Origin of the sequence: Allobosea sp. CS1GBMeth4 (genome assembly GCF_900185715.1) — a bacterium.
Lineage (GTDB): Bacteria > Pseudomonadota > Alphaproteobacteria > Rhizobiales > Beijerinckiaceae > Allobosea.
Genome location: NZ_FYAS01000025.1, coordinates 294141 through 314955, shown reverse-complemented (window position 1 = coordinate 314955; position 20815 = coordinate 294141). Strand labels below are relative to the sequence as shown.

Annotated in this window: 19 protein-coding genes; 10 read left to right on the top strand and 9 right to left on the bottom strand. The window is 71.3% G+C overall.

What is annotated here, in order from left to right; genetic code table 11:
* Position 1 precedes the first annotated feature (1 nt).
* Together CS1GBM4_RS15285 and mdoH are read right to left on the bottom strand one after the other, a co-directional pair.
* On the bottom strand, positions 2-760 hold the full coding sequence (locus CS1GBM4_RS15285) for an FkbM family methyltransferase (RefSeq protein WP_186419582.1): 759 nt from the start codon (positions 758-760) through the stop codon (positions 2-4).
* Complete coding sequence (gene mdoH / locus CS1GBM4_RS15280; protein WP_186419581.1) at positions 757-2565, bottom strand: glucans biosynthesis glucosyltransferase MdoH; 1809 nt, start codon at positions 2563-2565, stop codon at positions 757-759. The genes CS1GBM4_RS15285 and mdoH overlap by 4 nt, the downstream gene beginning before the upstream one ends.
* A gap of 57 nt (positions 2566-2622) precedes the next feature.
* On the opposite strand from mdoH, the gene CS1GBM4_RS15275 reads away from it, so the two are divergent.
* The 5 genes from CS1GBM4_RS15275 to CS1GBM4_RS15255 are packed head-to-tail and all read left to right on the top strand — an operon-like array spanning position 2623 to position 6502.
* A complete protein-coding gene (locus CS1GBM4_RS15275; RefSeq protein ID WP_244607240.1) occupies positions 2623-3615 on the top strand; it encodes a zinc-binding alcohol dehydrogenase in 993 nt (330 codons plus the stop codon).
* Positions 3616-3665: 50 nt separating this feature from the next.
* Positions 3666-4067 (top strand): 6-carboxytetrahydropterin synthase, encoded by a 402-nt coding sequence (locus CS1GBM4_RS15270; RefSeq protein ID WP_186419580.1) that lies wholly within the window; start codon positions 3666-3668, stop codon positions 4065-4067.
* A complete protein-coding gene (locus tag CS1GBM4_RS15265; protein WP_186419579.1) occupies positions 4064-5113 on the top strand; it encodes a glycosyltransferase family 4 protein in 1050 nt (349 codons plus the stop codon). The genes CS1GBM4_RS15270 and CS1GBM4_RS15265 overlap by 4 nt, the downstream gene beginning before the upstream one ends.
* Complete coding sequence (locus tag CS1GBM4_RS15260) at positions 5110-5949, top strand: class I SAM-dependent methyltransferase (protein WP_186419578.1); 840 nt, start codon at positions 5110-5112, stop codon at positions 5947-5949. The genes CS1GBM4_RS15265 and CS1GBM4_RS15260 overlap by 4 nt, the downstream gene beginning before the upstream one ends.
* Positions 5950-6001: 52 nt before the next feature.
* On the top strand, positions 6002-6502 hold the full coding sequence (locus CS1GBM4_RS15255; RefSeq protein WP_186419577.1) for an N-acetyltransferase: 501 nt from the start codon (positions 6002-6004) through the stop codon (positions 6500-6502).
* A 120-nt stretch (positions 6503-6622) separates the two neighbouring features.
* Here the strand turns inward: CS1GBM4_RS15255 and CS1GBM4_RS15250 are convergent, their stop codons facing one another.
* The 4 genes from CS1GBM4_RS15250 to CS1GBM4_RS15235 form a co-directional block, all read right to left on the bottom strand.
* Entirely contained in the window at positions 6623-8710 is a 2088-nt protein-coding gene (locus CS1GBM4_RS15250) for a hypothetical protein (protein WP_186419576.1), read from the bottom strand.
* A gap of 258 nt (positions 8711-8968) precedes the next feature.
* Positions 8969-11794, bottom strand: a complete 2826-nt coding sequence (locus tag CS1GBM4_RS15245) for a DUF4159 domain-containing protein (protein ID WP_186419809.1) — start codon at positions 11792-11794, stop codon at positions 8969-8971.
* Between the two features lie 14 nt (positions 11795-11808).
* Positions 11809-12720: a DUF58 domain-containing protein gene (locus tag CS1GBM4_RS15240; protein WP_186419575.1), complete on the bottom strand. Its 912-nt coding sequence runs from the start codon at positions 12718-12720 to the stop codon at positions 11809-11811.
* A 10-nt stretch (positions 12721-12730) separates the two neighbouring features.
* Positions 12731-13750: a MoxR family ATPase gene (locus CS1GBM4_RS15235; RefSeq protein ID WP_244607239.1), complete on the bottom strand. Its 1020-nt coding sequence runs from the start codon at positions 13748-13750 to the stop codon at positions 12731-12733.
* A gap of 188 nt (positions 13751-13938) precedes the next feature.
* Between CS1GBM4_RS15235 and CS1GBM4_RS15230 the strand changes: the two genes are divergently transcribed.
* Genes CS1GBM4_RS15230 through CS1GBM4_RS15215 form a run of 4 tightly spaced genes read left to right on the top strand, consistent with a single transcriptional unit; the run spans position 13939 to position 16730 of the window.
* Entirely contained in the window at positions 13939-14514 is a 576-nt protein-coding gene (locus tag CS1GBM4_RS15230) for a DUF1285 domain-containing protein (RefSeq protein ID WP_186419573.1), read from the top strand.
* Positions 14514-15185: a CoA pyrophosphatase gene (locus CS1GBM4_RS15225; protein WP_186419572.1), complete on the top strand. Its 672-nt coding sequence runs from the start codon at positions 14514-14516 to the stop codon at positions 15183-15185. Before CS1GBM4_RS15230 ends, CS1GBM4_RS15225 begins: the two co-directional genes overlap by 1 nt.
* Before the next feature lie 25 nt (positions 15186-15210).
* Positions 15211-15483 carry a DUF6111 family protein gene (locus CS1GBM4_RS15220; protein ID WP_186419571.1) on the top strand — a complete coding sequence of 91 codons (273 nt, stop codon included), beginning with the start codon at positions 15211-15213 and terminating at the stop codon, positions 15481-15483.
* Positions 15480-16730, top strand: a complete 1251-nt coding sequence (locus CS1GBM4_RS15215; protein ID WP_186419570.1) for a CCA tRNA nucleotidyltransferase — start codon at positions 15480-15482, stop codon at positions 16728-16730. The genes CS1GBM4_RS15220 and CS1GBM4_RS15215 overlap by 4 nt, the downstream gene beginning before the upstream one ends.
* Before the next feature lie 33 nt (positions 16731-16763).
* On the opposite strand, the gene hemF is transcribed toward CS1GBM4_RS15215, so the two are convergent.
* Genes hemF through CS1GBM4_RS15200 form a run of 3 tightly spaced genes read right to left on the bottom strand, consistent with a single transcriptional unit; the run spans position 16764 to position 18735 of the window.
* The gene (gene hemF, locus CS1GBM4_RS15210) at positions 16764-17690 is read right to left on the bottom strand and encodes an oxygen-dependent coproporphyrinogen oxidase (protein WP_186419569.1); all 927 of its coding nucleotides are present in this window, start codon (positions 17688-17690) and stop codon (positions 16764-16766) included.
* Between the two features lie 5 nt (positions 17691-17695).
* Positions 17696-18232, bottom strand: a complete 537-nt coding sequence (locus CS1GBM4_RS15205) for a hypothetical protein (protein WP_186419568.1) — start codon at positions 18230-18232, stop codon at positions 17696-17698.
* Positions 18233-18264: 32 nt separating this feature from the next.
* A complete protein-coding gene (locus CS1GBM4_RS15200; protein WP_186419567.1) occupies positions 18265-18735 on the bottom strand; it encodes a TrmH family RNA methyltransferase in 471 nt (156 codons plus the stop codon).
* Between the two features lie 136 nt (positions 18736-18871).
* On the opposite strand from CS1GBM4_RS15200, the gene CS1GBM4_RS15195 reads away from it, so the two are divergent.
* Complete coding sequence (locus tag CS1GBM4_RS15195; protein WP_186419566.1) at positions 18872-20737, top strand: ABC transporter ATP-binding protein; 1866 nt, start codon at positions 18872-18874, stop codon at positions 20735-20737.
* Positions 20738-20815: the final 78 nt, after the last annotated feature.

The window sequence follows — 20815 nt, the reverse complement described above, 5'->3', positions numbered from 1 at the left end:
GTCAGCCTTGCAGAAGGGCGTAGACATCGCCCGAGTTCGCATCATGCGGCAGCTCGCGGATATAGCGAGCCATGGCCGCGGCGGGAACCGCGTCCGGGAAGCCGAGCGCCTGGCTCTCGCCGAGCGCGACGTTGAAGCTGTAGGGGCCGAGCGCTGCGAGCCGGGCGAGGCAGGCCTGCGCGACATCGCGCTGGATCGTGGTGAATTCGAAGGAGAGGGCGGGCGGCGCACGGGTGAGGCCGGCGAGGACATGCGCCTCGAAGCCCTCGACGTCGATCTTGACGAAAGCGGGGAGGCCGTATTCGCCGATCAGCGCGTCGAGCGTGGTGCAGGGCACGCTGAGCTCGCGATCCCAGACCTGCTCGCGCCAGCCCTCCTCGCCTCTCGCCGCCTCGACGAACGCGGCGGAGAGGGTGGAAACGGTCGGGTTGGCGCTGTTGATCCTGAGGGTCGCGCTGCCCGGGCTTTCGCCGCAGGCGGCCTCGACCAGGGTCACCTTCGGATCGCGGCCATGGATCAGGCGCAGCGCCCGCGCCGGCCCGGGCTGCGGCTCGAGCGCGACGACATGGGCGCCGAGCCGGCGGAACGAGGAGATGCGGTCGCCGACATGGGCGCCGATGTCGAAGGCGAGGTCGCCCGGCCGCAGGAAGCGGGCATAGAGGCCGTCCATCGCGGCCTTGCGGGCATGGTCGCCATGATAGACGCGCAGCGAGCGCGAAAGGCTCCTGGCCGTGCCTCTGGGATAGGCGACCGGCTTCATCGCGCCGCGCCTCCCTGGATCGCGACGATCTCGGCCGGCGGGTGGAAATCCTCGGGAATACCGCAGAGACCCGCACGGACGAGGAGGGCGCCGAGAGCCGGCGCCGCCGTCAGCATCGCGAAGGGGATGGCGAGCAGATAGCCGGCGGTCAGCGGCAGCGACCAGATCAGCACGGTCGGAGAGAGCAAGGCGAGCGTGCCGACGACATAGAGCCCGAAGAGGAGATGCGGCCAGAGGCCGGCGAAGGCGGTGGCGAGGGAGAGAGCGTGGGCGTCGCGCGCCTGGCCATTCCAGCCGATCCTCGCCTTGCCGAAGGCGAGGCCGATCATGAACAGCGTCGTCCGGAAGCTCGAGACCGCGCCCTGCAGGAAGGCGAAGACGATCTCGACCAGCGAGGAGGCGATGAAGCGGGCGCTGCCGCCATAACGCAGCGTGCCGCCCTTCGTCAGCAGGATGTCGGCGAAGCCGGCGAGCTTGGGCGAGAGATACATCGCGAAGAACAGCACGTAGAGGAAGGCGGCGAGACCGGCCGGATAATCGGCGATGGCACGGTCCTCGAGAGCCTTGAGCGGCAGCAGCGCGATCATCAGCGTCCAGGCGGGCAGGCCGATGAACATCAGGATCGCCCAAGCGAGCTGAAAGCGGCTCATGATCTTCAGCCCCGGGATATCGAGGATCTTGAGATATTGCAGGTTGCCGAGGCACCAGCGCAGGTCGCGCCGGGCGAATTCGAGCATGGTCGGCGGGTTCTCCTCCCAGCTGCCGGCCTCCACCGGCAGGACGCGAACCTCGTAGCCGGCGCGGCGCATCAGGGTGGCCTCGACCTGGTCGTGGCTCATGACCGGCCCGCCCAGCGGGGGCCCGCCCGGCACGACGGGCAGATGGCAATGATCGCGAAAGGGCGCGATCCGCACCATGGCGTTGTGGCCCCAGAACGGGCCGCAATCGCCGATCCACCAGGCCGAGCCCATGGTGTAGGGCCGCATGCCGTGGCGCATGCCAAACTGGAAGATGCGGGCGAAGGCCGATTTGCTCGGCATGCCGACGACGAGGCTCTGCAGGATGCCGAGCTTCGGATGGGCCTGCATCATCCGGGCGAGCTTCACGATGGCATCGCCCGACATCACACTGTCGGCGTCGAGCGGCAGCATGAGCTCGTAGCGGTCGCCCCAGCGCTCGCAGAAATCGCGGAGATTGCCGGCCTTGTAGCCGGCATTGTCGCTGCGGCGGCGATAGGTCAGGCGGCCGGGCTCGCCGATGCGTGCGGCGAAGGCGGCGGCCAGTTGGTCCTCGGCCGCGGCGACGGCCGGGTCGTCGGTGTCCGAGAGCACGAAATAGTCGAACCAGGCGCCTTCGCCGGTGGCGTCGAGGCTCTGCTTGACCACTTCGAGCCGCCGGAAGGCCCGGGCCGGAACCTCGTTGCGCAGCGTCATCAGCACCGCGGTGCGGACCGTGAGCGGGGTCGACGCGTCGCCAGCGGTGGCGAAGGGGGCGACCCGGTCGAGTCCATCCGTGACGCCGTGCAGCAGCCAGAGCCCGATCGCGGCGTTCCAGAAGCCGAGCACGGTCCACGGCGCGCCGAACAGGAAGGCTATCAAGATCGCGATGTCGGCCAGGCTCCAGCCGCCGGCCGAGAGCACATGCGCGAGGCCGCAGAGCAGGGCCGCCAGCGTCAGGAGATTCAGCGTCGCGACGAGCCAGCGCCGCGCCCGCAGGGCCTGGACCGATTGCAGCCCCGCCGGCGTCAGCCGGAAGTCCTCTTGCGCCACCGCTTCGAACGTGGTCGGAGCGGGGCGCTGGTTCATGGCGGTTTCCGTCATGGGCTCGTCAGGGCTGGCGGGGAACGGCGCGGAGGGCGATGCGTGGTAAAGCCGGCAAATGCGAATGACGCAAGGGTACAGGCGAAGGCGCTCTGGTATGCCGCCCCGCGTGAATGCGTCCTGAACGCGGAGGAGCTGGCAGGGCCCGGTCCGGGCGAATGCCGCGTCCGCACGCTCTGGAGCGGCGTCAGCCGCGGCACCGAGCGCCTGGTCTTCGAAGGCCGCGTGCCCGAGAGCGAATATGAGCGCATGCGCGCGCCTCTCCAGCAGGGTGCGTTCCCCTATCCCGTGAAATACGGCTACTGCGCCGTCGGCACCGTGGAGGCGGGGCCGGCGGACCTGCTGGGCAGGACCGTGTTCTGCCTGCATCCGCATCAGGACCGCTTCGTGGTTCCGGCCGAGCGCGTGACGCCAGTTCCCGAGAGCGTCCCGGCAAGGCGGGCCGTGCTCGCCGCGAACATGGAAACCGCGCTCAACGCGCATTGGGATGCGGGCTCGGGCCCCGCTGACCGGATCGTCGTGGTTGGCGGCGGGGTGCTCGGCCTGCTGACGGCCTTCATCGCCGGCAAGCTGCCGGGGGCGGAGGTGATCCTGGTCGATCTCGATCGAAGCCGCGCCGGGCTCGCGGAAGCGCTGGGCTGCCGCTTCGCGCTGCCGGCGGATTGTCCGCGGGATGCGGACCTCGTCTTCCATGCCAGCGCGAGCGCTGCCGGCCTCGCCACAGCGATCGGGGCGGCCGGGCTCGAGGCCCGGATCGTCGAGCTGAGCTGGTACGGCGCGGGCGACGTCGCCGTCGCGCTCGGCGGAGCCTTCCATGCCCGGCGCCTGCAACTCGTCTCCTCGCAAGTCGGGCAGGTCTCGCCTTCGCGGCGAGCGCGGTTCGGCTATGCGCGCCGGATGCAGGCGGCGCTGGCCCTGCTGGCGGATGAGCGGCTCGACGCGCTGATCACCGACGAGATCGCGTTCAGCGATGCTCCGGCGCGCCTGCCGGCGCTGTTCGCCGGCGCGGGGCTGACGGCTGTCCTGCGCTATTGACGTCGCGCACCGGCCTTCGCCAAGACTGCGCGCGCTGAAGGAGATCGCCCATGTTTTCCGTCGAAGTCCGCGACCGCATCATGATCGGCCATTCGCTGCCCGACCCGTTCTTCGGCCCGGCGCAGGCGCTGCATGGCGCGACCTTCGTCGTCGACGTCGCCTTCTTCCGCGAGAGCCTGACGCGCCAGAACGTTGTGGTCGACATCGGCGCGGCGCTGAACGTGCTCAACGAGACGCTGAAGCCGCTGAACTACAAGAATCTCGACAGCTTGCCGCAGCTCGAGGGCGTGCTGACCACCACCGAATTCCTCTGCAAATACGTGTTCGACGCGATGGCGGCCGCGGCCCGCTCCGGCAAGCTCGGCGCCGACGCCGCCGATCTTGCGAAGATCCGCGTCACCCTGCACGAGACCGACCTGGCCAGGGCGAGCTACGAGGGCGCCCTCGCGTGAGCGAGATCGTCTTCGCCATTCCCGGCGATCTGTCGCTGCCGACCGGCGGCTATGCCTATGACCGGCGGCTGCTGAAGGAATGGCGCGAGATGGGCGTCGCGGCGCGGCACCTGCCGCTGCCGGGCGGCTTTCCGAAGCCGAGCGCGGCCGATCTCGCCGAGACCGGCCGGGCGATCCTGTCGCAGCCTTTCGACAGCGTGCTGCTGATCGACGGGCTCGCCTATGGCGCCTTCCCGGAGAGCATCGCCGCCGGGCTGGCCGGGCGGGTGGTCGCTCTGGTGCATCACCCGCTCGGGCTGGAGACCGGGCTCTCGCCGGACGAGGCGGCGCAGTTCGTCAGGCGCGAGGCCGCGGCCTTGCGCCATGCGGAGGCTGTCGTCACCTCCAGCGAGACGACGAAGCGGCTGCTGGTCGCCGACTTCTCGGTGCCGGCGGAGCGGATCACCGTGGCCGAGCCGGGTGTCGACCCGACGGCGAGGGCCGCCGGCTCCGGCAGCGAGACGGTCGCGCTGCTCGCCGTCGGCTCGCTCGTCCCGCGCAAGGGCTATGACGTCCTCGTCGCGGCGCTGGAGGCGCTGGCCGACCGGCCGTGGCGACTGACCATCGTCGGCGCCGACGACCGCGCGCCGGACACCACGGTCGCGCTCAAGGCGCAGATCGCCGCGGCCGGCCTGTCCGGCCGGATCAGGCTCGCCGGCGTGCTCGGACAGGCCGAGCTCGACGCCGCCTATGCGAGCGCCGATCTGTTCGTGATGCCCTCGCTGTTCGAGGGCTACGGCATGGTGCTGACCGAGGCGCTGGCGCGCGGCCTGCCGATCCTGTGCACCACAGGGGGCGCCGCGGCCAAGACGGCCCCGGACGCAGCCGCGCTGAAGGTGCCGCCGGGCGATGTCGCGGCGCTGCGCGCCGGGCTGGCACGGTTGTTGGATGACGGGCAGGAGCGCTCCCGGCGCGCCGACGCCGCCTGGCATGCAGCCGGCGCATTGCCGCGCTGGCGCGAGACTGCGACGATCGTCGCCGAGGTGTGTGCGAAGGTTATGCCATGAGCGGATTCTCCCCCGATTGGCTCGCTCTGCGCGAGCCGGCCGACCATGCCGCACGCAATCCGCAGGTGCTGGCGGCGGTCGGCTCGGCCTTCGCGGACCGGCCGTCGCTGTCGATCATCGATCTCGGCAGCGGCACCGGCTCGAATCTGCGCGGCAGCTACGGCGCATTGCCGGCGCGCCAGCACTGGACCCTGGTCGACGCCGACCGGCGCCTTCTCTCCGTGGCGCGGCGCAAGCTCGCCGCATGGGCGGACGAGGCGCAGGAGCAGGGCGAGGAGCTGGTGCTGCGCAAGGCGGACAGGACGCTGACGGTCGATTTCCGCCAGGCCGACCTGACCAGGGAGCTCGAATGGGTGCTGGGCTGGCAGCCCGACCTGGTCACGGCCGCGGCGCTGTTCGATCTCGCCTCGCCGCGCTGGCTCGAACGCTTCGTCGCCTCGCTCGTCAGCACGGGGCTGCCGCTCTACGCCGTGCTGACCTATGACGGGCGCGAGACCTGGGAGCCGGCGCATGCCGAGGACCCGCGCATGCTCGCCGCCTTCCACCATCACCAGCGTGGCGACAAGGGCTTCGGCCCGGCCGCCGGGCCTGAGGCGACCGAGTTGCTGGCGCAGGCCTTCCGCCGGGCCGGCTGTGCGGTCACGGTCGGCGAAAGTCCCTGGCGGCTCGGCGCCGCCGAGGCCGACCTGATCCGCGAACTGGCGAGCGGGATCGCGGCCGCCGTCGCCGAGACCGGGCATATCGCGCCGGAGACCGTCGCGGACTGGCTGGAGGCCAGGCGCGCCGCGGCCTCGGTGCGCGTCGGCCATCAGGACCTCTGGGCGCGGCCGGTGTGAGGCCGGCGCCATTGCCAAGCGCGCCGAATTCGGCCATGCCGCGACCCCGACCATGACTTCGCTCCCCCTCACCATCCGCCAGGAACTGCCGGGCGATGCCGCAGCGATCGAACGGCTGCACGAGCGCGCCTTCGGGCCGGGCCGCTATGCCCGCACCGCCACGCGCCTGCGCGAAGGCGCGCCGCACGATCCGGCGCTTTCCTTCGCCAGCCATGTCGGCACCTTCCTGGTCGGTTCGGTCCGGGTGACGCCGATCGTCGCCGGCGGCGGGCCCGGCCTGATGCTCGGGCCGCTGACCGTCGATCCCGCCTTCGAGGGGCGCGGCATCGGCGCTGCGCTGATGAATACGGCGATCGAGGCGGCGCGCCGGCACGGCCACGCGCTGATCCTGCTGGTGGGCGATGCGCCCTATTACGCCCGCTTCGGCTTCAGGCCGGTGAAGCCGGGCCATCTCGTCCTGCCCGGCCCGGCCGATCCGGCGCGCTTCCTGGCGCTGGAGCTCGAGGAGGGGGTGCTGGCGCAACGCCGAGGCCCGGTGGCGGCGCTACGCTGACGATACGTCATTCTCGGCGGAGCTAAGCGCAGACCCGAGAATCTCTGGAAAGAGGGCGTCGATCGACGCCTTTTCCCGCCTGAGATGGTCGGCTCGAGGCCGACTATGACGTGCGCTCTGTCACGCCTCGCGCCTGAACTTGCGTCCGCTCTCGCCGATCCAGCCGGCGACCAGCGCTCCGAGCAGGATGGCGAGCCCGATCAGCCCGACGAAGAGCGGCGAGATCGAGACGCCGCGGACGATGCCGGAATCGCTGATGCGCAGGCCGATCCAGTCGGCGCCGGCGAATTGCCGTCCCGAGCGCACCGGCACGATGCGCGGGATGCCGACGCCCGAGCCGTTCTCCTGGCCGATCCGGCGCGAGGAGCCGCCGGTGGCCTCGGCGAGCGCCTGGAGCTTGCCGGGATCGCTGACGACCTCCATCAGCTCGCGCGGGTTCTCCGGGCCGACATTGGCGAAGGCGGTGAGGTTCTCGGTGGTGATCTTGTGCAGGCCGAACTCGCTCGCGGCCGCGCGGGCGACGAAGAGGCCGGGGCGGCCGGCCTCGAAGGGCAGGGTGCGGGTCGAGCCGTCGGGCGCGGTGACGATCGCGGGAGCGGGATTGTCGCCGAGCGTCTGGCGCTCGATCTCGATATTGCGGCCGCGGGCGCTGGCGCGCAGCGCCTCCTCCTCCAGGTCCGGCTCCTTCATCAGCCAGTGGCCGAGCCGGCGCAGCAGGTCGAGATGCGGGCCGCCGTCGCGGAAGCCGCGGGCCCAGAGCCAGGCATGGTCGGAGAGGAAGAGCGCGACGCGGCCCTTCTGCTCGCGCGCCAGCAGCAGCAGCGGGCGCTCGCCCGGCCCGGTCATCACCGCCGAACCCGAGCGGCTGCGGGCGCCGACCAGGCGCAGCCATTCGCCCCAGCGCGGCGGCTCGGTCTCCGAGCCCGGCAGGTCGCGGGTGACCGGGTGGCGCTTGCCCGGCTCGCTCACCCTGGCGCGATAGGCCTCGTCGAAGACGCTGCCATCGGGCTGCGCCGGCAGGATCTGGCCGAGCGGGGTGCGCGCCAGCGACTGGGCGCCGGAATATTCCGGCCCGGCCGCGATCAGCAGGGCGCCGCCGTCGCGGACATAGCGGACGATGTTGTCGAAATAGACCAGCGGCAGGATCGACTGGTTGGCGTAACGATCGAAGATGATCAGGTCGAAATCCTTGATCTTGACCTGGAACAGCTCGCGCGTCGGGAAGGCGATCAGCGAAAGCTCGTTGATCGGCGTGCCGTCCTGCTTCTCCGGCGGGCGCAGGATGGTGAAATGGACGAGGTCGACATTGGCGTCGGCCTTGAGCAGATTGCGCCAGGTGCGCTCGCCCGGATGCGGCTCGCCGGAGACCAAAAGCACGCGGAGCTTGTCGCGCACGCCCTCGATGGTGATGACCGCGCGGTTGTTGGCGAGCGTCAACTCGTCGTCGAGCGGCGCCGCCTCGATCTCGATCACGTTCGGGCCGCCGCGATCGATGCGGACCGGGACCTGGACCGTCTCGCCGGTGATCGCCTCGCGCCGCGCGATGATCTCGCCGTCGCGGCGCACCGTGATCGCGGCGCGGCCGGGGCCACCCTTCTCGACGACGCGCAGACGGACGTTCTGCTCCTTGCCGACGATGCCGAAGCGGGGCGAATCGACCAGCACGATGCGCCGGTCGATCTCGCGCTCGCGGCCGGTGGCGAGCACGTGCAGCGGCGCGCGCAGGCCGAGCGCCTCGGCACTGGCGGGAGCGTCGTGCGCGAGCCCGTCCGTGAGCAGGATCGCGCCGGCGACGCGCTCGGACGGGACGTCGGCGAGGCCGGAGGCGAGCGCCTCGAACAGGCGGGTGCCGTCGCCGGCGCCCTGCTGGTCGGTGACCTCGATCGTCCGCGTCTCGACCCCGGAGACGCCGCGCAATTGCCGCTCGACCTCGGCCTGGGCCGCTTGGGTCTGCTGGCTGCGGTCGGCGAGGCGGTTCGAGGCGGATTTGTCGACGACGACGGCGACGACATCCTTGACCGGCTCGCGATCCTCGAAGACGAGCGAAGGGTCGGCCAGGGCGATCGCGAGCACGGCGAGCGCCAGCGCGCGCAGGATCGCGCCGCGCCCGGCCAGCACCAGCGCGATGCCGGCGGCGACCGCGGCCAGGACGGCGAGGCCGATCAGCAGCGGCAGCGGGACGAGCGGTGCGAAGGTCAGGCTCCACATGGGTTCAGGGTCTCCTTGCCCACGGCCTGTATCCGGTCACGACGCGCGCGAACTCCCTGCAACGATGTTGCGGAAAGGATCGGTTTGCATTCTTCGGAGCGCGGGAGCCCTCCCCCCTTGTGGGAGGGGGTATCGCACCCGCAAACGCCCCTGCGCTCAGCTCGCCCAATGTCGAGGGTGGCATACCCCCCTCTCTAGCTCTCCCCCACAAGGGGGAAGAGGACAGGTCGTGGCTCCTCGTTTCAAAGCGAAATGCGGTCACTGCCCCAACCTCTCCAGAAGGGCGGGGACATGGACCTGGTCGGCCTTGTAGTTGCCGGTCAGCGCGTACATCACGAGGTTGACGCCGGCGCGCAGCGCCATCTCGCGCTGGCGCGGGTCGGAGCCGGTCATCGGCACCAGCGCCTCGCCTCTTCGCCCGACCGCCCAGGCGGCGGCGAGATCGTTCGAGGTGATCACGATCGGCGAGACATTGTCGCCGGCGCGGGCCGGGCGGCGGCCGTCCTCGCTGGCCGGCGGCAGCACCTCGACCCAGGTCGTGCCGCTGTCGTAGCGGCCGACGAAGCCGTCGAGGATGTAGAAGGTCTTGGTCAGGACGTGGTCGCGCGGGATCGGCTCGAGCTCGGGAATGTCGAGCGTCTGCAGCATGCGGCGAAGCTGGTCGCCCTCCGGCGTGGTGCCGCCGCCGGGCCGGCTGCTCATCGCGTCGCGCGTGTCGAAGATCACCAGCCCGCCGCCCTTCATATAGGCCTCGAGCTTGCGCAGCGTCTCGGCCGGGGGGATCGGCCGGCCGGCGACCACCGGCCAGTAGAGGATCGGATAGAGCGCGAGCTCGTCGCGCGCGATATCGATTCCGGCGGCTTCGCCCGGCTCCAGAGCGGTCCGCGCGCCGAGCACGATGTTGAGGCCGGCCATGCCGGCCTTCGACATGTCGTCGACCGCCCTGTCGCCGGTGAGCACATAGGCGAGCCGCGTCGCGCTCGCGGCGGTGACGAGGTCGCGTGACACCGGCGGACGCTGCTCGGCCGGCGGGGCAGGAGGCGGCGTCTGCTGCTGCGCCCTGGCGACATCCGGCGACGAGAGCGTCGCGGCGGCGAGGGCGATGACGAGCGCTGCCGGCGCCGCCCGGCGGAAGCGGGCGAGGTTCATCCGGCCGCCGAGCCACAGCGTCGCCAGCGTGTCGGCGACGAGGAGAAGCAGCGCCAGCACCAGGAGCTGCGGGCGGATGTCGCGGGCGACGGGCTGGTCGATCGGCAGCAGGGCCGCGCCGACCCCGGCGAGATCGAGCGCCGCCAGCGTGTCGGCCGGTGCCAGCGTGTTGACCGCCATGGCGCCGTCGGTCGGGCCGTAGATGCCCGGCGGATGGGCGAGCGTGGCCCGGCCCGTGAAGTTGCGGGCCACCGGCTGCGCCGTCGCCGGCGGCGAGCGGAAAGCGCCCTGGCCGTCGAGCACGCGCGTCGGCGACAGGGTGTCGACCCGGATCTCGCCGCCCTCGCCCTCGGCGGCGCTGGTGCCGGACATGGCGACGACCTTGCGCAGCATCTCGACGAAGAGGCCGGAGAGCGGCAGGCTCGACCAGGTGGTGTCGGCGGTGACATGGACCATGGCGAGCACGCCGTCGCCGCGGCGCTCGCCAGTGACCACCGGCGTGCCGTCCTCCAGCGCCGCCCAGGTCTTGCGGGCGAGGTCGGGCTCCGGCTCGGCCAGGATCTGGCGGGTGACGCGGACGTCCTCGGCGATCTGCGAACCGAAGAAGGGGCTCTCGCGGGTGAAGGGGGCGAGCTTGCGCGGCGTCTCCCAGGAGAGGCCGCCGCCGAGCGTGCGGCCGCCGCGGCGCAGGCGCACCGGCGTCAGATCGTCGGAGGACGCGGCGAGCCGGGCTCCGGCGAAGCGCAGCAGCACGCCGCCGCGCTCGACGAAGGCCGAGACCTTGGCGGCGGTGTCGCGGTCGAGCGCGCCGATATCGGCAAGGATCAGCACCGAGAGGTTCTGTGCCAGAAGCTCGCCGACCGGGTCGGTCGAGCCGGCGCGCGGCTCGCGGATCTCGGCGAAGGGGGAGAGCGCGCGCGAGACGTAATAGGTCGGCGACAGCAGCGGCTGGGCCGTGTCGGCGGTGGCGCCGGAGACGATGCCGACGCGCCGGCGCTTGGCCCGATCGTCGAGCAGGGCGACGGCGCCGGCGCTGCGTTCGCCGACGATCTCGAGCCGGGAGACGGCGTTGCGGACCTCGATCGGCAGGGTCAGCCGTGCGGAGGTCTCGCTGTCGCCGCCGCCGAAGACGAAGGGTGCGTCGCCGAGCGGCAGGCCCTTGAGATCGAGGGCACGAACCTGGCCGCTGGCCGGGGCGCTCGCCATGGCGCGCAGCACCTTCACCGTGAGGGCGCCGGCGAGGTTTTCCGGCGCGGCGAGCGCGCGCTGCCAGGCCGGGCCGGCATGGATCGAGAGACGATTGGCGCCGGCCTCCTGCTTCAGCCGGGCGAGGAAATCGGTGTCGCCGCCGCCGATGCCGAGTCCGTCGGCGACCCAGACCGTCTCGGCCTGGGGCTGGGCGCGCCAGAAGGTCTCGAGCCGCTGCAGATGGGCGCCGCGATCGGGAGCGTGCGGCTGCAGGCCGAGCGCGCGCAGACGTTCGAGCGCGGCCTGCGGCTCCGACAGGGCGATCTCGGCCGGGGCCTCGGCGAGGCCGACGACGGCGACCGGCCGGCCCTCGCGCCCGGCGGCGGCGATGCGGCTCTCGGCGATGGCCTGACGCTCGGGCCAGTCGGCCGCCGCGCCGAAGCCGTTGTCGACCAGGAGCAGCAGCGGGCCGCGCAGCGCGGCCGCGTCGCGGACCGGATTCCAGACCGGGCCGGCGACGGCGAGGATCGCCAGTGCCGCCACCGCCATGCGCAGCGCCAGCAGCCACCAGGGCGTGTGCGCCGGAGTCTCGCGCTGCGGGATCAGGTCGCGCACGATCTTCAGCGGCGGAAAGTCGATGCGCCTCGGCCGCGGCGGCGTCACCCGCAGGATCAGCCAGAGCACGGGCAGGACCGCCAGCGCGATCAGGGCCAGCGGCGCGGAGAAGGCGATCGGCAGCGATGACAGCATCGTGCTCTCCCTCAGCCGCCGCCGCGCGAGGCGGCGATCAGGCTGGCGACGCGCAGCACGCCCTCGCTCGCCGGGCGGTCGGTCCGGTGCAGGGTCAGCGTCCAGCCGGCATGGCGGCAGGCCTCGCGGATGGCGTCGCGATGCGCCTGCAGCCGGTTGCGATATTCCTCGCCCCATCGGCCGGCGTCGCCGACCCGCAGCGACAGCCCGTCCTCGAGGTCGAAGAGCTCGGCCTGACCGGAGAAGGGGAAGGTCTCCTCGATCGGGTCGACGATCAGCAGGATATGGCCCTTGGCGCCGCTGCTCGCCAGGGTGGCGATGCGCCTGGCCAGGGCGGCCGCCGGCGTCAGCCCGTCCGTGATCAGGATCGCGTCGGCGAGGCGCGGCAGGGGCTCGCCGGGCGGCAGGTCTGCGTCGCCGCTGCGGCGGTCGGCCAGGATCGCCTGTGCCAGCAACTCGACGATGCGGCGCGACGCCATCGGCCGGGTCAGGCCGAGATGGCCGACGCGCTCGCCGGCCTCGACCAGCGCCTCGGCCAGGGCGAAGCCGGCGACCAGCGCGCGGTCGATCTTGCTGGCCTGGGCGAGGGAGGAGGCGAAGCCCATCGAGGGCGAACGGTCGATCCAGAGCCAGATCGCATGCGAGGCTTCCCATTCGCGCTCGCGCACGAAGAGATGGCCGTCCCGGGCCGAGCGGCGCCAGTCGATGCGCGAGGCGGATTCGCCGGTGACCAGCGGCCGGTACTGCCAGAAGGTCTCGCCGGGGCCTGAGCGCCGCCGGCCATGGATGCCGTGCACGCTCGCCGAGACCCGCCGTGCCTCCAGCACCAGCCGGGGCAGGCGCGCGGCAAGGTCGAGCGAGGCCTTGAGGACCGGCTGGCCCGGCTGGCGCTCGGTCGGGCCGAGGACGCGCGTGCGCAGCATCAGATTGTCCTCAACCCAAGCGCTCCACCAGCCTGGCGACGATGCCCTCGACCGTCTCGCCGTCGGCGCGGGCGGCGAAGGTCAGCGCGATGCGGTGCTTCAGGACGGGAGCCGCGAGCGCGGCGACGTCGTCGACCGAGGGGGCGAGCCGGCCCTCGACGAGGGCGCGGGCGCGGCAGGCGAGGGTCAGGGCCTGGCTGGCGCGCGGGCCGGGCCCCCAGGCGAGCTTGTCGGTGATCGCCTTCTCGCCCTCGCCGGGCCGGGCCGAGCGGACGAGGTCGAGGATCGCCTCGACCACCGCCTCGCCGACCGGCAGGCGGCGCACCAGGCGCTGCGTCGACATCAGCGTCTCGGCCGTCATCGCCTGCACCGGCTTGTGCTCGCTGGCGCCGGTGGTCTCGAGCAGGATGCGGCGCTCGGCCTCGCGGTCGGGATAGCCGACGTCGATCTCGAGCAGGAAGCGGTCGAGCTGGGCTTCCGGCAGCGGGTAGGTGCCTTCCTGCTCGATCGGGTTCTGGGTGGCGAGGACATGGAAGGGCGCGGGCAGGTCGTGGCGTTCGCCGGCGACGGTGACGTGGTGCTCCTGCATCGCCTGCAGCAGGGCCGACTGGGTGCGAGGCGAGGCGCGGTTGATCTCGTCGGCCATCAGCAGCTGGGCGAAGACCGGGCCCTTGATGAAGCGGAAATGGCGCTTGCCCTCGGTACTCTCGTCGAGCACCTCCGAGCCGAGGATGTCGGAGGGCATCAGGTCGGGCGTGAACTGGACGCGGCGGGCCGAGAGGCCGAGCACGGTGCCCATCGCCTCGACCAGCTTGGTCTTGGCGAGACCGGGCACGCCGACGAGCAGGCCGTGGCCGCCGGCGAGCAGGGTGATCAGCGAGAGATCGACGACCTTCTGCTGGCCGAAGATGACCTGGCCGATTTCGGTGCGGGCGGCGCCGATGGCGGCGAGCGCGGCCTCCGCCGCCTCGACCACGCCGGAGTCGAGGTTGATCGGGGCGTTGGCATCCTGGGCACGGGCTTGCGCCACCATTGCGATCTCCTTCAGCCTCGCCGCCGCGCGGCCTTCCTGTCCGATTCGAAACTGTGGCCCCCGGATCGGACCGGCTCAAGGGGCGCAGGACGGCGGTGCACAACAGTCGGCTTCACGATTATGTAGAGTTCAAGGCGAGAGGGCGACGCAACCGGCATGCCGATGACGATAACGAGAGGTGGGCGATGAGCGGCGGCGCCATGGACCGGCTGCTGAGCGCGCTCGGCGGCGGCCAGGGGCGCGGATTGCCGCCCGTCGAGCGCTGGAACCCGCCGTTCTGCGGCGATCTCGACATGCGGATCGCGAGCGACGGCACCTGGTTCTATCTCGGCACGCCGATCGGCCGGCCCGCGCTGGTGAAGCTGTTCTCCTCGGTGCTCGTGCGCGACGGCGAGGACTACTTCCTGGTGACCCCGGTCGAGAAGGTCCGGATCACCGTCGAGGACGCGCCGCTGCAGGCGGTCGAGATGGCCGTGGACGGCGGGGGCGCGGGGCGCGGCATCGCCTTCCGGACCCGTACCGACGATCTCGTCGCCGTCGGACCGGACAATCCGCTGCGCTTCGCCCGGGCTGCAAACGAGGGGGTGAAGCCCTATGTGCATGTGCGGCGCGGGCTCTGGGCCCGGCTCACGCGGGCGCTGAGCTACGATCTGCTGGCGCTCGGCGAGATGCGCGACATCGATGGACAGGCGCAGTTCGGCATCGCGGCCGGCGGCGCCTTCCACGTGGTCGCGCCGGCCAGCGAGATCGAGGGACTGTGATGCGGCATCCGGCGAAGCGGTTCGCCCCGGCGGCGTTCTGGAACGGGAGCGAGCTCGAGGCGCTGCTGCTCGACAGCCTGCGCGCCGAGCCGCCGGCGCTGGGCGACCTGATCGCGCGGCCGCGCGGCGACCACGACCTGCAGCCGGAACCGGTCGAAATTCCGGACGAGGCGAGCGCGATCGAGGCGGCGGTGCTGGTTCCGATCGTGCTGCACCCGGACGAGCCGACGGTGCTGCTGACCCAGCGGGCCGCGGCATTGCGCAGCCATTCGGCGCAGATCGCCTTTCCCGGCGGGCGCATCGACGCGACCGACGGCTCGCCGCTGGTCGCGGCGCTGCGCGAGGCGGAGGAGGAGGTCGGGCTCGCTGCCAGCAAGGTGAGGGCGGTGGGCTATCTCGACGCCTACGTCACCGGAACCGGCTATCGCGTCACGCCGGTGGTCGGGCTGGTCGAGCCGCCGCTGGCGCTCACCATCAACCCGCACGAGGTCGAGGAGGCCTTCGAGACGCCGCTCGCCTTCCTGCTCGATCCCGCCAACCACCAGCGCCATGGCCGCGAATGGAAGGGGCGCTACCGCACCTACTATGCGATGCCGCATGGCGATCGCTATATCTGGGGAGCGACGGCCGGCATGATCCGCAATCTCTACGAGCGATTGGCCGGGCGCTGAAGACTGGACGGATTGGACACGCCCGATGCTGCGCACGCTGATCGAGGAGTTCCTGCTCTTCGTCCTGCCCTTTTGCCTGTTCGCCGGCTACTTGGTGATCCGCCGGCGCAATCCGTTCGATGTCGAGCACTGGAGCGGCCACCTGTTCTGGCTGTCGGTGACCGGGCTCGTCTTCGGCATCGCCTCGCTCATCTATGCCGGGCTGGTCGCGCCGCGGCATACCGGCGCGTTCGTGCCGCCGCATGTCGAGAACGGCCGGCTCGTCCCCGGCGAGTTCGACGATCGGCCCAGGCGATGACCGGGGTCGACCGCAGCCGCCTCGCCACGCTGCTGGCGCGCGCCGACATCATCGCGCTTCTCTCGGTGCTGAACCGCGACGGCGACGAAGCCCGCATCATCGGCGGAGCGGTGCGCAACGCGCTGATCGGCGAGCCGGTGGCGGACATCGATATCGCGACGACCTGCCTTCCGGACGAGACGGCGCGGCGGGCGAGGGACGCCGGCTTCAAGGCGGTCCCGACCGGGATCGAGCATGGCACCGTCACCATCGTGATCGGCGGGCTGCCTTTCGAGGTGACGACGCTGCGCTGCGACGTCGAGACGGACGGGCGCCGCGCCGTCGTCGCCTTCGGGCGCGATTTCCGGGAGGACGCGCTCCGTCGCGACTTCACCATCAACGCGCTGGCGCTCGACGGCGCGGGCGTGCTGCACGACTATGCCGGCGGGCTCGCGGATCTCGAGGCGCGGCGCGTGCGCTTCATCGGCGCGGCGGGAGAGCGCATCGCCGAGGATTACCTGCGCATCCTGCGCTTCTTCCGCTTTCATGCCCGCTACGGGGCCGGCGAGCCTGACCGGGCGGCGCTGCATGCCTGCATCGCCGGCCGCGCCGGCCTGGACGGGCTGTCGCGCGAGCGGGTCCGCGCCGAATTCCTCAAGCTCCTGGTGGCGCCGCGGGCGGCGGCGACGCTCCGGGCCATGGCCGGGGCCGGGCTGCTGATGCCGGTGCTCGGCGGCGCCCCGCATCTGTCGCGCTTCGCGGCTATCGCCGATGCGCGGGGCGAAACGGTGTATCCCGCCTTCCGCCTGGCGGCGCTCGCCGTCAGCGTCCGCGAGGACGCGTTGCGGCTGCGCGAGCGGCTGCGGCTCTCCAATGCCGAATTCGAGCGGCTGTCGGGCATCGCCGCGGCGCTGGAGGCGCTGTCCGGGCGGGAGGCGCGGCCGGGGCTCGCGACGCTGCGTCGCCTGGCCCAGCGCATCGGAACGGACGCGGTCGCGGGCGGGCTGGTGCTGCTCGGACGGGGCGATGCGGCGGCGGACATCCAGGCGCTGATCGCCGAGCTGGCGCGCACGCCGCCATTCCTGCCGACCGGGCGGGACGTGCTGGCGCTCGGCGTCGGGGCCGGCCCGAAAGTGGGCGAGGTGATCGAAGCCGCGCGCGCGGCCTGGATCGACGCCGGCTGCCCGGCCGGCCGGGAGGCGCAGATTGCATTGTTGGCCGAGGCTGTGGGGCGGGAAGCCAGGCGCGAGCCCGCTCGAACCTCGTGACACTCCCGGCGGAACCGCAAGGCAAGCGGGCGGCTACGGCCAGCGCACCGTCGGCGGCATCGAGGACAGGATCGAGGCGACGTTGCCGCCGGTCTTCAGGCCGAAGATCGTGCCGCGGTCGTAGAGCAGGTTGAACTCGACATAGCGGCCGCGGCGGACCTGCTGTTCATGACGCTCGGCCTCGGTCCAGGGCGTGGCGAGATTGGCGCGCAGGATGCGCGGATAGATGGCGAGGAAAGCCTCGCCCACGGCCCTGGTGAAGGCGAAATCGGCGTCCGGGTCGCCCGACCACAGATAGTCGTAGAAGATGCCGCCGATGCCGCGCGGCTCATTGCGGTGCTTCAGGAAGAAATACTCGTCGCACCAGGTCTTGAAGCGGCCGTAGTCGGCGACGCCGGCATGGGCCTCGCAGGCGCCGCGCATCGCGGCGTGGAAGGCGAGCGTGTCGGGATCGTCCTGGCTCCGCCTGCGCTCGAGCACCGGGGTCAGGTCGGCTCCGCCGCCGAACCAGGGCTTCGTCGTCACGACGAAGCGGGTGTTCATGTGCACGGTCGGCGCGTGCGGGTTCCAGGGATGGGCGATCAGCGAGATGCCGGTCGCGTGGAAACGCGGGTCCTCGGCGGCGCCGGGGATCTGGGCGGCGAATTCCGGCGCGAAGCTGCCATACACGGTCGAGACGTGCACACCGACCTTCTCGAAGACCCGCCCCGACATCAGCGCCATCACGCCACCGCCGCCGGGAGCGCCGTCATGGTTGGTGCGCTGCCAGGGCGTGCGGACGAAGCGGCCGGGCTCGCCGGCCTCGGGCGGGAAGGGGCCCGCCGCATCGGCCTCGATCTCCTCGAAGGCGGCGCAGATGCGACCGCGCAGGCTCTCGAACCAGGCGCTCGCGCGTGGCTTGAGGGCCTCGACGGTGGTGAGGTCCGGAGAGGGGTCGGCGGGTTTGGCGTCGGTTGACATGAGCTCTAATCGAGTTTCAGGGATGTTCTGGCGAGGTCCATATCGTCCTTGTAGTAGGACTTCGTGCAGTTGCCGTTGAAATCTGCAATGCCTGCGTTGTGGTTATCGACCTTGGTGTTGTAGGCCGCTTGGTCCGCTTTCAGGTTCTGCAGCCGGGTGTTGTACGCGGTGATGTCCTTGTTGTAACGGTCGACTTCGCTTTTCCTAGAGCGGTTGAGCTTGGCCTTTTTCTGCTCCAGCTCTCTCTCGCCCGCCTCCAATTCCGTTTTCGCCGCGGACAGCCTGACCTGTTCGGTCGACAGGCTTTCGCTGTCCTTGTCGAGTGTGGCAGCCTTGGTCAGGCAGGTCTTCAACTGCTCGACCGTCAGGACGTTGGGGCCATAGCTCTTGATGGCGGTGCCGCCCACGCTACGTGCGGCCGCACGCCCCGCGCCGCCGATGAGGCTGCCCAGGAAGCGGCCGCCCTTGGCTTGCGCCGGCAGGGTGATCCATGGCTCGAGCGCAAGCAATGCGATCAAGATCGACGAGACCCGTTTCTTCATAGCGTCCCCCCTTCGACTGGAGGGCATAGTAGCTACTCGCCAGCCGCCGGATAGCCGTGCAGCTGGCGCAGCGCCTCGCCCACTACCATCGCTGCGGCGACGGCGACATTGAGTGAACGCAAGTCGCGGCGCATCGGAACGTGCACGCTCGCCTCGGCCGCCGCATAGACCTCCGGCGGCACGCCGGCGGATTCACGGCCGACCATGACGATGTCGCCCGGCCGGAAGGCGAAGCCGGTATGGGTGCTGGCCCCGTCCGTCTCGGCGAGGACGAGGCGCCGGCCGGCCTCCCGCCGCCAGGCCTCGAAGGCGCGGAAGGAATCGTGGCGCGTCACCGCCGCGCGCTCGATGTAGTCCATGCCCGACCGGCGGAAGTGGCGGTCGGAGACGTCGAAGGCGGCGGGCTCGACGATGTCGACGGCGACGCCGAGGCAGGCGGCCAGGCGAATCATGGTGCCGGCGTTCTGCGGTATGTCGGGTTGGTAGAGGGCGAGGCGCAGCATGGCTGGCGTCATGTGGCGAGCGCGCGACGGCCGTCAAGCCGGGGCGCGGCCATGCTCTGGCCTTCACCCGGCGGCGGACCCATATAGCGAGGCGTCAGTCGTCGCCGCGCGGCCCGAGGAGGGCGATCACAGCTCCATGTTCGCCCCGCTCTTCCGCTTCCTCGAGAGCCGCATCGACGTATTCGCGCCCTTCGACGAGCGCGAGACGCCGCCGACCGGCGTGTTCCGCTTCATGTGGCACCACATCAAGGGCGTGAAGGCCTGGATGGCCCTGATCATGCTGACCGGCCTCGGCTTCTCCGGCATCGAGGCGGCGATGTACCTGATGGTGGGCTGGTTCGTGGACCTGCTGTCCCGGAACTCGCCGGAGCAGGTCTTCGCCGAGCAGGGCTGGCTGCTGATCGGCGCCGCGATCCTGGTCACAGTGGTGCGGCCGCTGATCTATTTCGCCAACCACGCCATCGTCGACCAGGTGGTGGTGCCGCAGATCACCAACCAGATCCGCTGGCGCAACCATGTCTACACGCTCGGCCACGCGCTCTCCTACTTCCAGAACGATTTCGCCGGCCGGCTCTCGGCGCGGGTGATCCAGGCCGGGCAGGCGATCCGCGGCGCGACGATCGAGGTGATCGACGACCTCTGGTACGCGCTGGTCTTCGCCTCGGTCGCGATCGGCTTCTTCGGCGGGGTCAGCCCCTGGCTCGCCATGCCGGTGGTGCTGTGGCTGGCGGCCTATGTCGCGCTGCTGGTCTATTTCGTGCCACGCGCCAAGAAGCGCTCGGAGGCGAACTCGCTCGGACGCTCCAGCACGACCGGCCGGATCGTCGACGCCTACACCAATATCCTGACGGTCAAGCTCTTCGCCCGCGCCGATGCGGAGCGCTCCGCGGTGCGCGACGCGCTGACGCGCTGGAATGCGTCCTTCCTCAGCCTGTCGCGGCTCATCACCGGCGTCAGCGTCATCCTGCAGACGATGAACAGCCTGCTGGTGGTGGCGACGGCCTGGCTCTGCCTGCATCTGTGGGCCCAGGGCGAGATGACGCCCGGGGCGGTCGCCGCCGCGATCGGCCTCGTGCTGCGGCTCGTGCAGATGTCGAGCTGGCTGATCCATCTGGTGCGCGGCATCTTCGAGAACATCGGCTCGGTGCAGGAGAGCATGGAGACGATCGCCAAGCCGCACGACCTGCCCGACGCGCCGGATGCGCAGCCGCTGAAGGTGACGCAGGGCGGCGTGCGCTTCGAGCATGTCCGCTTCAACTACGGCAAGCCGCTCGGCCTGTTCGAGGACCTCGACCTCGAGATCCGGCCGGGCGAGAAGGTCGGGCTGGTCGGCCCGTCCGGCGCCGGCAAGTCGACGCTGGTCAACCTTCTGCTGCGGCTCTACCCGCTCGATGCCGGCCGGATCCTGATCGATGGGCAGGACATCGCCCGCGTGACGCAGGAATCGCTGCGCAGCCAGATCGGCATGGTGACGCAGGACAATTCGCTGCTGCATCGCTCGATCGGCGACAACATCGCCTATGGCCGCGTCGGCGCGACTCCGGAGGAGATCGCCGCGGCCGCCCGGCGCGCCGCGGCGCACGAATTCGTCCTCGGCCTCACCGACCAGGATGGCCGCCAGGGCTTCGATTCGCGCGTCGGCGAACGCGGCGTGAAGCTGTCCGGCGGCCAGCGCCAGCGCATCGCGATCGCCCGCGTGCTGCTCAAGGACGCGCCGATCCTGATCCTCGACGAAGCGACCTCGGCGCTCGATTCGGAGGTGGAGGCCGAGATCCAGGCGCAGCTTTCCACATTGATGGAGGGCAAGACGGTGATCGCCATCGCGCACCGGCTCTCCACCATCGCCGCGCTCGACCGGCTGATCGTGCTCGACAGGGGCCGGATCGTGGACATGGGCAGCCATGACGAGCTGGTCCGGCGCGGCGGGCTCTATGCCAGGCTGTGGGCGCGCCAGTCCGGCGGGTTCCTGGCGCTCGCCGACAGCGACAGAATTCCGGCCTGAGCCGGCTGCACGGCGGCTTTGCTGCGATGCAGTGGGCTGCGGCACGCGCGACAGTAGACTTCGTCAAAACTGCATGCC

Excerpts from the sequence above, each read along its gene's own strand:
- CS1GBM4_RS15285 (WP_186419582.1), bottom strand. The coding sequence starts at position 760 with ATGAAGCCGGTCGCCTATCCCAGAGGCACGGCCAGGAGCCTTTCGCGC.
- mdoH (WP_186419581.1), bottom strand. The coding sequence starts at position 2,565 with ATGAACCAGCGCCCCGCTCCGACCACGTTCGAAGCGGTGGCGCAAGAG.
- CS1GBM4_RS15270 (WP_186419580.1), top strand. The coding sequence starts at position 3,666 with ATGTTTTCCGTCGAAGTCCGCGACCGCATCATGATCGGCCATTCGCTG.
- CS1GBM4_RS15260 (WP_186419578.1), top strand. The coding sequence starts at position 5,110 with ATGAGCGGATTCTCCCCCGATTGGCTCGCTCTGCGCGAGCCGGCCGAC.
- CS1GBM4_RS15255 (WP_186419577.1), top strand. The coding sequence starts at position 6,002 with ATGACTTCGCTCCCCCTCACCATCCGCCAGGAACTGCCGGGCGATGCC.
- CS1GBM4_RS15250 (WP_186419576.1), bottom strand. The coding sequence starts at position 8,710 with ATGTGGAGCCTGACCTTCGCACCGCTCGTCCCGCTGCCGCTGCTGATC.
- CS1GBM4_RS15240 (WP_186419575.1), bottom strand. The coding sequence starts at position 12,720 with ATGCTGCGCACGCGCGTCCTCGGCCCGACCGAGCGCCAGCCGGGCCAG.
- CS1GBM4_RS15230 (WP_186419573.1), top strand. The coding sequence starts at position 13,939 with ATGAGCGGCGGCGCCATGGACCGGCTGCTGAGCGCGCTCGGCGGCGGC.
- CS1GBM4_RS15225 (WP_186419572.1), top strand. The coding sequence starts at position 14,514 with ATGCGGCATCCGGCGAAGCGGTTCGCCCCGGCGGCGTTCTGGAACGGG.
- CS1GBM4_RS15220 (WP_186419571.1), top strand. The coding sequence starts at position 15,211 with ATGCTGCGCACGCTGATCGAGGAGTTCCTGCTCTTCGTCCTGCCCTTT.
- CS1GBM4_RS15215 (WP_186419570.1), top strand. The coding sequence starts at position 15,480 with ATGACCGGGGTCGACCGCAGCCGCCTCGCCACGCTGCTGGCGCGCGCC.
- hemF (WP_186419569.1), bottom strand. The coding sequence starts at position 17,690 with ATGTCAACCGACGCCAAACCCGCCGACCCCTCTCCGGACCTCACCACC.
- CS1GBM4_RS15205 (WP_186419568.1), bottom strand. The coding sequence starts at position 18,232 with ATGAAGAAACGGGTCTCGTCGATCTTGATCGCATTGCTTGCGCTCGAG.
- CS1GBM4_RS15200 (WP_186419567.1), bottom strand. The coding sequence starts at position 18,735 with ATGCTGCGCCTCGCCCTCTACCAACCCGACATACCGCAGAACGCCGGC.
- CS1GBM4_RS15195 (WP_186419566.1), top strand. The coding sequence starts at position 18,872 with ATGTTCGCCCCGCTCTTCCGCTTCCTCGAGAGCCGCATCGACGTATTC.